The organism is Rhodococcus cercidiphylli (assembly GCF_033042225.1).
Taxonomy (GTDB): Bacteria; Actinomycetota; Actinomycetes; order Mycobacteriales; family Mycobacteriaceae; genus Rhodococcoides.
Genome location: NZ_JAWLKE010000012.1, coordinates 122,396 through 132,704 on the forward strand (window position 1 = coordinate 122,396; position 10,309 = coordinate 132,704).

Consider the following 10,309-nt stretch of genomic DNA (forward strand, 5'->3'; position numbering starts at 1 on the left):
CCGGCCGGCCCACCTCTACAAACCCCACGCAAGCCCCCATGGCTGCGGGGCGGCCGGCCCGGCGGGCGGGCGCCCGCGCCCCCCCCCCCCCCCCCCCCCCCCCCCCCACCACTGCATCACCGCAGGTGATGCACTTCCTGCAGTCCGTAGACCGGGGTGTCGATGCCCTCGTAGCGCGCCTTGATCTGCAGCGCGAGGTAGAGCGAGTAGTGGCGTGACTGGTGCAGATTGCCGCCGTGGAACCAGAAGTTCTCCTGCTGCGTCGGCTTCCACATGTTGCGCTGCTCGCCCTCCCATGGACCGGGATCCTTGGTGGTGTCCGAGCCGAGGCCCCAGCATTTGCCGACCTTGTCCGCGGTCTCCTGATCGATGAGGTCTGCCACCCAGCCGTTCATCGAGCCGTAGCCGGTGGCGTAGACGATCAGATCGGCAGGCAGTTCGGTGCCGTCGTCGAGCACGACGCCGGTCTTGCTGATCCGATCCACCTGCCCGGCAACGAGTTTGATCTTGCCGTCCGCGACCAGCTCGGACGCGCCGACATCGATGTAGTAGCCCGAGCCGCGGCGCAGGTACTTCATGAACAGCCCGGACCCGTCGTCGCCGAAATCGAGCTGGAAGCCGGCCTTCTCGAGCCGATCGTAGAAGTCCTTGTCCTGCTCCGCGATCTGCTGATACACCGGAATCTGGAACTCGTGCATGATCCGGTACGGCAACGACGCGAACGTGAGATCGGCCTTGCCTGTGGTCATTCCGGACTCGACGGCCCGCTCGGAGTACAGATCTCCCAGCGCGATCTCGCACAGCGAATCGGACTTGACGATGTGCGTGGACGAACGCTGCAGCATCGTCACATCGACGCCCGTCTCGTACAGCGCCTTGCAGATGTCGTGCGCGGAGTTGTTGGAACCGACCACCACGACGCGCTTGCCGACATACGCGTCGGGGCCGGGGTGTTCGCTGGAATGGTGCTGCTCGCCCTCGAACTCGTCCATGCCGGGGAAGTTCGGCACGTTCTTCTTGCCGGACATTCCGGTGGCCATCACCAGCTGCTTGGGCTTGAGAATCACTTCCTCGCCGTCGCGGTCCACGACGACCGTCCACTCCTTCGCCACCTCGTCGTAGGTAGCGGACTTGGCAGTGGTCTTGGTCCAGTAGGGGACCTCCATGACCTTGGTGTACATCTCGAGCCAGTCGCCGATCTTGTCCTTCGGCGCGAACACCGGCCAGTTCGGCGGGAACGGCAGGTACGGCAGGTGGTCGTACCAGACCGGGTCGTGCAGACACAGGGACTTGTAGCGGCCGCGCCACTGGTCGCCGGGGCGCTCGGCACGGTCGACGACGATCGCAGGCACACCGAGCTGACGGAACCGAGCGCCGAGAGCGATACCGCCCTGGCCTCCGCCGACGACGAGGGCGTACGGCTGCACGCTGTAGCCGAGTTCCTTCTCCTCGATCTCCTTCCTCTCCGCCCAGTTCTGGGTATCGGCATTCGAGCCGTGCACCGCGCCCTTGATGCGGGACTTTCCCTGACGCTCCTCGTGCCCCTTGAGCTCCTGCATCGTGGTCAGCAGCGTCCACGCGACGTCCTGGCCGGTATCGGCGTCGACGGTCAGCCGCAGGTGACCCTTGCCGCGGCTGGTCGCGGTCTCGAACTCGATCCACGCCGAGACGACGCCGTCTGCCTCGTCGGGAGTCTCGGTGGTGTGGAAACCCGTCGGATCGGTGTCGTCGAGCCGCTCGGAGAGCATGTCGGACACGCCGTCGCGTCCCTCCACCGTCTTCAGATTCCAGGTGAAGGTGACGAGATCGCGCCAGAAGCTGCTGACGGCGAACATGCCGGCAACGCGAGGAATGTCGCGCGCGACCAGTGCCTCCTCGAACTCCGACAGCCAGGCGTCGACCCGTTCCTGCGGGGTGTGGGTGCGGGCGCTGTCGACCGGCTCGATGGTCTGGGTCATCAAAACTCCTAGCGGTGTGCGGGACCTTCTGTGTGACCCAGCACACTCCTTCAGGGGTGGGTGGTCGAGAGTTGCAGGGGGTTGCAGTGCGAATCCGGTGCAGCTGACCGCGCTCAGCGCGGTCGAATGCACCCGATTTCGAGGGCAGTGACTGCAACGCGCTGCAACCCTGTCCGAAGTGGTCGGCGTCACATAGACATGAGTGCATCCGACGATCAGGAGTGAAGCGATGCGCGCAGCTGTGTACTACGGCCCCAACAAGGTGGAGATCACCGACGTACCCGAGCCGAATCCAGGTGAAGGGCAGGTCAAGATCCAAGTCGGGTTCAACGGAATCTGCGGAACCGACTTGCACGAGTACTACGCCGGCCCCATCTTCATCCCCACCTCGCCGCATCCGCTGACCGGTCAGGAGATGCCGCTGGTGCTGGGCCACGAGTTCTCGGGCACCGTCACCGAACTCGGCAAGGGTGTCACCGGCATCAACGTGGGGGACCGCGTCGCCATCGAGCCGCTCTACCGCTGCGGGCACTGCGGACCGTGCCGCGCGGGGAACTACAACATCTGCGCGCAGATCGGCTTCCACGGACTTATGTCCGACGGCGGAATGGCCGAGTACACCGTGGTGCCCACAGACATGATTCATGCCTTGCCCGACAACGTCTCCCTCGAACTCGGTGCGCTCGTCGAGCCGATGTCGGTCGCCTATCACGCTGCGACACTGGGGGATCCGAAGCCCGACGACACCGCGATGGTGTTCGGGGCCGGTCCCATCGGCATCGGACTGTGGTTCGCGCTGCGCGGCAAGGGCGTCGAGAACGTGTACGTCGTCGAACCATCGCCGACGCGTCGAGCATCGATCGAAGCCCTGGGCGCGAAGACCCTGGACCCGACGGCTGTCGACGTCCCCGCCTTCATCGCCGATCTCACCGACGGCAACGGAGCCGATGCGATCTACGACGCGGCAGGCGTGCAACCTGCCGTCGAGACAGCGCTCGGATGCATCGGTGCGCGAAAGCCACTGGTGAGCGTCGCGATCTACGAAAAGCCCCTGACCACACCGCTGCAGAAGTTGGTGATGAACGAATCCCGGATTCAGGGGTCGCTCTGCTACACCTCCGCCGACTACGAGGCCGTCATCGATCTGATGAGCCAGGGCCACTACGACACGACGGGCTGGGTGGACAAGATCACGCTCGACGGAGTCATCGACGACGGCTTCGAGGCGCTGCACGCGGGCACCAAGATGAAGGTCCTCGTAGACCCATCCACCGGAGCAGCGTCATGAGCGCGGTGTTGGTGACCGGTGCCGGTCAGGGCATCGGCCGGGCCATCGCGTTGCGGTTGGCGAACGACGGACACGACATCGCCCTGGTGGACCTGGCCGAGGACAAGATCGCCGGCGTCGCCGATGAAGTGCGTGAAACCGGCTCGAAAGCAACGACATTCGTGGCCGACGTCAGCGACCGCGACCAGGTGTTCGCCGCCGTAGAACACACGCACGAGGCGCTCGGCGGGTTCGACGTCATCGTCAACAACGCGGGCATCGCGCAGGTTGCCCCGCTCGACGATGTTCGCCCCGAGGACACGAAGAAGATCTGGGCCGTCAATGTCGACGGTGTGCTGTGGGGAATTCAAGCTGCCGCAGCGAAATTCAAGGCTCTCGGCCAGAAGGGCAAGATCGTCAACGCATCGTCGATCGCCGGTCACGACGGGTTCGCGATGCTCGGGGTCTACAGCGCAACGAAATTCGCCGTTCGCGCCCTGACCCAGGCCGCAGCGAAGGAATACGCGGCCGAGGGGATCACCGTCAACGCGTACTGCCCCGGCGTGGTGGGCACCGATATGTGGGTCACCATCGACAAGCGTTTCGCCGAGCTGACGGGCGCAGCGGAAGGCGAGACCTACGACAAATTCGTCGGCGGCATCGCCCTGGGTCGTGCGCAGACCCCCGAGGATGTCGCGGCGTTCGTCTCGTATCTCGCCGGGCCCGACTCGGACTACATGACCGGCCAGGCACCGTTGATCGACGGCGGTCTGGTCTATCGGTAACCCCCGTTCATGTCGATCTGTGAGCTGGAGCACAATTGACTGTGATGACGCAGTCGACAGGTCCTGAACCTGCGCTGGCGGCCGGCGAAGACCCGCGCCGCTACGCGCAGATTCTCACTGCCGTGTACGACGCGACCATGACCGGCGGCAAGTCGCCTGCACGTCCCCGCGAGGTCATCGGGGACTCGTGGCGACGGTTGCAGACCCTGGGCATCGACCCGGAACTGGGCAACCCCGCCGAGACGCAGATGGACGTCTCCGATCTCGAGCTGAGCCGTCGGGAATCGGGGCTGTTCGACATCCTCGACGATTTGGCCCGCGGCCTGGAATCGGTGGTGCAGGACGGCGACAACATCCTCGTCGTCGCCGATCGGCACGGCCGGGTGCTGTGGCGCAGCGGATCGACGGCGGTACTCGACCGCGCCGACGACCTCGGCTTCGTGGAGGGTGCCAACTGGGCCGAGGACTCGGTGGGCACCAATGCCATCGGCACCGCGCTGGTCTCCCGGCGCGCGGTGCAGATCTTCTCGGCCGAACACTATGTGCGCAGCCACCATTCGTGGACGTGCGCCGGTGCGCCCATCCGTGATCCGCGAACCGGCCAGGTGCTGGGAGCCATCGACGTCAGCGGCCCGGCGAAGACGGTCCACCCCACCACCATCGCACTCGTCGACGCCGTCGCACGGTTGGCGGAATCTCAACTGCGGGAACTTCATCGGAGCACCCTCGATCGACTGCGTTCGGTGGCCGCACCGATGCTCGCGCGCCTGCAGTCCCCGGCCCTCGCGGTGGACGCGAACGGTTGGGTCGCGGCTGTCGAATCGGTGGCGCTGCGTAATCGCATCCTGTTGCCCGAGGATCTGGCGACCGGACGCTTCTGGCTGCCGACCCTCGGCGTGTGCGACTTCGAGCCCCTGCCCGGTGGCTGGCTCGTCCGACCCACCAGCACGATGGATTCCGGCGTCGCCGATGTCGGATCGACGAGAATTCGCATCGACCTACGCAATTCGCAGAAACCTCGCATCGAAGTGCGCAGCGAGGTGGGGGAGTGGACCCACGAGCCGACGCCCCGGCACGCCGAAATTCTGTACCTTCTCGCCACGCATCGGCAGGGGCGAACCGCGTCGCAAATGGCCGCCGACCTGTTCGGCGACGACGGACGTGCCATCACCGTGCGGGCCGAGATGTCGCGGCTGCGCAAACACCTCGCCGGCATCATCTCCACGCAGCCGTACCGACTGGACGAATCTGCGACCGTCGAACTGGTCATGCCATCGGACATGAGCCGATTGCTGCCGCATTCGTCGGCCCCGGCGATCCGGGCGGCACGGGGTTGAGCCGTAGCGCAGAATCGGGGGAATGAACCGCCTCGCCCGAATCCTCGACGCCTCGGATCCGGGACAGGTACGGCTGCGCGGTGCGTCGGCGACGACGCTGACGGTACTGCTGGCGATGGTGACGCTGGTGCTGATTACGCGCGCCATCGGGCAGCCGGTGACAGTGGCGATGCTCGGAACCGTCGTGGCGATGCAGGCGTCGGCGGCGGTGAAGGACAAGGACCAGCACAGTCGGTTGATCACCACCGCGCTGATGGCGCTGCCGGCATCGGCGGCAGTGACGTTGGCGGCGCTGCTCTCCGAGCTCGGCAAGGTGGCCGACGTCGGATTCATCGTGGTGTTGTTCGCGGCCGTGTGGGTGCGCAGGTTCGGTCCCCGCGGCACGGCACTGGGGATGGTCGCGTTCATCTCGTACTTCTTTGCGCTGTTCCTGCGCGCGAGCCCGGGACAGCTGCCGATGCTCATCGCGGCGATCCTCGGCGGCTTGGTGATCGCCCTGTTCGTGCGAGCGGTCATCTTCCCGGATCGGCCGATCGTGGAGGTTCGTCGGTTGCTGTTCGCCAAGCGGGCGGTCTCGGTGTCGGTGCTCGAGGCGGCGTCGGCAGGGGAAAGCCGCGACCTGAACCTGGTGCGCCGCAGACTCGACCGACTCGGCAACACGGCGCTGCTGATCGACGACTGGCTCGACCGACACGATGCCGGGCAACTGCTCAGCGTCACGAGCACCGATCTGTCGCTCCGCGTGTTCGACGCCCAGATCGCCACCGAGCAGCTCGTCAGCTCACTGTGGGCTCTGGATCCCGCGAAACCCTGGCCGACATCACTGGGGCAGGCGACAACGGCACTGGGGTCGGTTCTGCAGAACACACCGTCCGCGGAGCAGCTGCGTGCGGCCCGTCGGTTGGCGTCCACGGCTGCCGAGCGCGCCGACCCGTCCACCCTGGCGGGGATCGCTACGGTCTCGGCGCAGCGAGCTGTGCAGGCGCACATCGCTATTCATCACATCACCACCAATGCCGTCTCGGTGTCGGCGACCGCCGCTGTGGAGCCGTCCGAGGCGGCGGTGAAGGACACGCCGAGCGGACTCGACCCCAGCACCAAGGCCGCCATCCAGGTCGCCGTCGCCACCAGCGCGGCGACCGTACTCGGCGAACTGGTCTCACCCGACCGTTGGTACTGGGCCGTACTGACGGCGTTTCTGGTGTTCACGGGGGCGTCGACGCGGGGCGAAATCCTCACGCGCGCAGGCCAACGCGTCCTCGGGACCATCGCGGGTGTGCTCGCCGGGGTGGTGATCGCCGCACTGGTGGGCAACAATCAACCCCTGCAGTTGGTGCTGATCGTCGTCTGTGTCTTCTTCGCGTTCTATCTGGTGACGGTGGCGTATGCGCTGCTGTCGTTCTTCGTCACCATTCTGCTCGCGATGCTCTACGGGCTACTGGGCACCTTCAGCATCGAGGTGCTCGAGCTTCGGATCGTCGAGACCGCCGTCGGCGGCGTGGTCGGTATGGTCTCCGCCTACTTCATCTTCTCGACGAGTACTCGAAAGACGTTGGTGGACAAGGTCGATACGTATCTCGAGCAGTTGGATACGTTGATCGAATCGAGCGTGGAATCGGTCATCGCTCCGGGCGAAGGGACCGACCTGGTGGCGTCGACGCGCACGCTCGACAATGCCTTGAAGGATGTAGTGACGGCCGGAAAGCCGCTGGTGCTCGGGCCGACGACCCGCAGCAGGCGAGGCGCGAAACGACTGTTGCGAGTGCTGGCAGTCAGCGGCCGATCGGCTCATGCTCTGGCCCGCGCGGGTGTGCTGGCCTCCCGCGCCGACGCGGGAACGGCTCCGACGGCCGAGACTGCCCAGGCACTGCGCGACGCGGCGGCCCTGGTGCGCGACACTGTGCGTCACGTGGAGGCAGCCGTTGCCGGAAATCACGTCGAGCCGCCGGAGAAGATCACCGAGACAACGGTATTGGATGTGCTGCTCACCTCCACCAACGCGCCCGGTCCGCTGCGGGGTGCGGTGCGCGCACTGAACACGATGAACCGAACACTCGCCGATGTGTTGACTCGGGGTTGACCCTCACATCGTGACAAGGTCTTGGCTGACGGCCATGAACGAACTACTTCGGCACCACGCTTCTTCGGTTCGGCTTCGAGCCGCGCTCGATATCGGCACCACGCCGAACCTGCAGTTTCTCGACGCGCTGGTGCAGCGGAGCGCCGTCGAACCGGATTTTCAGGTGCGAGAGATGTTGACGTGGGCGCTGATTCGACTTCCCGCGTCGGCGACGGTTCCGCGGTTGATCGAGGAGGTGAGATCGGGCGGCGCGCAGGCACGCAGCCAGGCGCTACACACGTTGTCGAAAATCAAGGACGAGTCGGCGTGGGAGGCGATCACCTCTTCCGTGCTTGTTGATCCGGACGACGAAGTGGCCCGAAGCGCATGGCGAGCCGCAGTGGTTCTGGTGCCGGCAGGAAGTGAATCAGCATTGGCGACAATGCTGTCCACCCAACTCGGCCGAGGTGGGCACGACGTCCAGCGAAGTCTGAGCCGCGCTCTGGTGGCACTGGGGTCGGTGATCGAGCCGATGCTGCGGGAGGCCGCGTCGAGCAAGGATGCTGCTGTTCGTGCTCACGCGCGAGCAACCGAGGCGCTGCTGCTGGACCCGGATGCCGGGTTCGCCGTGTTCGAGGCCAAACGCGCCGATGCCCTTGGCGTAGTCGACACGGCGGGGTGAGATAGGACGATGTTGATCGGTGAAGTGGCGCGGCGGTCCGGGGTCAGTGCGCGCATGCTCCGGCACTACGACAGGCTCGGTGTGGTGCAACCGACGTCGCGCAGCGGCACCGGCTACCGCGAGTACTCGCCGGATGACGTGCGGCGCCTGTTCCACGTCGAGTCTCTGCGTTCGCTCGGGTTGTCTCTGCACGATGTCGGGCGAGCGCTCGACGACCCGAACTTCGCGGCCTCGGGACTCGTCGACGAGCTCGCCGCCCGAACGGAGGAACGCATCGCTCGGGATACCGAGTTGCTCACGCGGTTGCGTCGCATCGGCGACCCGCGGCCGGCGGACTGGGAGGACGTACTCGACACCGTTGCGCTGCTGAGTGATCTGCAGTCGGTCAGTGCCGGGAAGCGGCAGACGGCGGCGCTGTCCTCCGTCGGAGATCGACCCATTCCGGCAGACGTCCTGGCCGAGGCGGTGCTGCGTGAGCCCGCAACCAACGTGGCCGGCGCACTGCGGTGGGCCCTCGCTCAGTCGGGTGGGGACGCGATCGGGCCGCTGCAGGAGGGCCTGAATTCTTCGGACCCCGAGGTACGACGCCGCGCCGTGGATACCGTCGTCGAGATATCTCACCCCGATGCCACCGAACTACTGACCGAGTCGCTGGTCCACGACGACGAGCAGGTCCGGCGGGTCGCTGCACTGGAACTGGCGACTCGAGGCGTCGTCGACGCCATTCCGACACTGATCGCGATGGTGCACGACGGCACGAACGACGTGGATGCCGCTGATGCCCTTGGCGTGCTGGGATCCGCCGACTCGATCGTGGCGGCGTTGATGGACGGCATCGACGACTCTGTGGTGCGACAGCGAGTGACACAGGCGTTGGCGAGCATTCCGGGCTCGGCGGCGTTGCAGGCACTGCAGCAACTGACCCAGGATTCGGAGCGATCGATCGCACTGACGGCCCAGTACATCCTCGGCCGGAGGGAACGAACACCTTCGGTACCGTCGGAGTCATGAAGGCATTCGGACTGCTCGCGGCATCGATGATCATGTTGACTGCCTGCTCCACCGCAACCACCCCGGCCGCACCCGCCGAACCCGTTGCCGAGAACCAGGTGACCGTCGCCGATCGGATGTACTCGCCGAAGTCGCTGACGATCTCCGTGGGGGACACCGTCACCTGGGTGTTCGCCGACCGCGGCATGGCCCACAACGTGGTCGCCGACGACAACTCGTTCCGAAGTGCATTGATGGAGACCGGACAGTTCACGCACACCTTCGATACCGCGGGCACCTTCACCTACCACTGCACCCCGCATCCGGACATGACGGCGACGATCGTCGTTGAACCTTGATGGATGCTGGAACCGTGATGGACTGGTAGTCATGACGGCACCCACCCGATCGCGCAGCATCGCCGCACCCCTCGGTGTGGCCGCTGCGGCTGTCGTTGGGGCAGTGCTGCTGCACGTTCGTGACCCTCGCACTTCGGCGTACCTTCCCTGCCCGTTTCACGCGCTGACCGGATTGTGGTGCCCTGGATGCGGCACGACCCGGGCTCTCGGTGACCTCACCCGCGGAGACATCGCGGCGGCCGCGTCGAGCAATGTGGTTGCGGTTGTCCTTGCCGTCGGCGCGCTCGCAGTGTGGGCGCTGTGGCTGCGCGCTCGGTGGACCGGACGCCCGCTCGAGCTCCCGCGATTCAACCGCCCGACGGTGATCGTCCTGATCGCCGTTCTCACCGTGTTCACCGTGGTGCGCAACACCCCATGGGGCTCCGCGATCGCCCCGACCTGACATCACTAGGAGTTGGACATGCTGCTGGAAATCTTCTCGATCATCGTGCTGCTGGGCGTACTCATCGCGCTCATCCCCACGGCCCGCCGCGTCTTCAAGAAGGGTGACGACGAATGAGCGACACACTGAAGGATCGCGTCCGCGCGAAACTCCTCGCGCAACTCGCAGACGACGGTGGAACGGCCGCCGAACAAGCCGAGGGCGATGACCCGCGACTGAACGCACTGCGCGACGACCTCGAAGCACTCGATGCTGCGCAGGACGGGGATCCGGTGATCGACGACATCGCCGCGAGACACTGGGTGCCCTGAGCGCCCTCCCCCTGGGGAGTCAATGTGACTGTGAGTATGGAGATGTCCGGTTGATACTGGATATCTGCAGTGGGCCGGGGCCTGACTCACAATGTGACCGACGTCCGATGGACTGTCTT

10 protein-coding genes are annotated in these 10,309 nt (G+C 65.8%); 9 read left to right on the top strand and 1 reads right to left on the bottom strand.

Translation table 11 applies throughout. The annotated features are described in order from the left end of the window. Positions 1 to 116: 116 nt before the first annotated feature. Positions 117 to 1,958: an NAD(P)/FAD-dependent oxidoreductase gene (locus tag R3P95_RS24510; RefSeq protein ID WP_317549761.1), complete on the bottom strand. Its 1,842-nt coding sequence runs from the start codon at positions 1,956 to 1,958 to the stop codon at positions 117 to 119. Positions 1,959 to 2,187: 229 nt separating this feature from the next. On the opposite strand from R3P95_RS24510, the gene R3P95_RS24515 reads away from it, so the two are divergent. From R3P95_RS24515 to R3P95_RS24555, 9 genes are all read left to right on the top strand, one after another. Beyond that, the gene (locus tag R3P95_RS24515; protein WP_317549762.1) at positions 2,188 to 3,246 is read left to right on the top strand and encodes a 2,3-butanediol dehydrogenase; all 1,059 of its coding nucleotides are present in this window, start codon (positions 2,188 to 2,190) and stop codon (positions 3,244 to 3,246) included. Beyond that, entirely contained in the window at positions 3,243 to 4,010 is a 768-nt protein-coding gene (locus R3P95_RS24520) for an acetoin reductase (protein ID WP_317549763.1), read from the top strand. The genes R3P95_RS24515 and R3P95_RS24520 overlap by 4 nt, the downstream gene beginning before the upstream one ends. Positions 4,011 to 4,054: 44 nt before the next feature. Further along, a complete protein-coding gene (locus R3P95_RS24525; protein ID WP_068053582.1) occupies positions 4,055 to 5,347 on the top strand; it encodes a GAF domain-containing protein in 1,293 nt (430 codons plus the stop codon). A 22-nt stretch (positions 5,348 to 5,369) separates the two neighbouring features. Next, the gene (locus tag R3P95_RS24530; RefSeq protein ID WP_317549764.1) at positions 5,370 to 7,427 is read left to right on the top strand and encodes an FUSC family protein; all 2,058 of its coding nucleotides are present in this window, start codon (positions 5,370 to 5,372) and stop codon (positions 7,425 to 7,427) included. Between the two features lie 34 nt (positions 7,428 to 7,461). Beyond that, positions 7,462 to 8,088, top strand: a complete 627-nt coding sequence (locus R3P95_RS24535) for a HEAT repeat domain-containing protein (RefSeq protein WP_317549771.1) — start codon at positions 7,462 to 7,464, stop codon at positions 8,086 to 8,088. Between the two features lie 9 nt (positions 8,089 to 8,097). Next, complete coding sequence (locus R3P95_RS24540) at positions 8,098 to 9,099, top strand: HEAT repeat domain-containing protein (protein ID WP_317549765.1); 1,002 nt, start codon at positions 8,098 to 8,100, stop codon at positions 9,097 to 9,099. After that, complete coding sequence (locus R3P95_RS24545; RefSeq protein ID WP_269596638.1) at positions 9,096 to 9,437, top strand: cupredoxin domain-containing protein; 342 nt, start codon at positions 9,096 to 9,098, stop codon at positions 9,435 to 9,437. The genes R3P95_RS24540 and R3P95_RS24545 overlap by 4 nt, the downstream gene beginning before the upstream one ends. Positions 9,438 to 9,468: 31 nt before the next feature. Next, the gene (locus R3P95_RS24550; protein ID WP_317549766.1) at positions 9,469 to 9,879 is read left to right on the top strand and encodes a DUF2752 domain-containing protein; all 411 of its coding nucleotides are present in this window, start codon (positions 9,469 to 9,471) and stop codon (positions 9,877 to 9,879) included. Between the two features lie 113 nt (positions 9,880 to 9,992). Further along, positions 9,993 to 10,190: a hypothetical protein gene (locus R3P95_RS24555; RefSeq protein WP_317549767.1), complete on the top strand. Its 198-nt coding sequence runs from the start codon at positions 9,993 to 9,995 to the stop codon at positions 10,188 to 10,190. Positions 10,191 to 10,309: the final 119 nt, after the last annotated feature.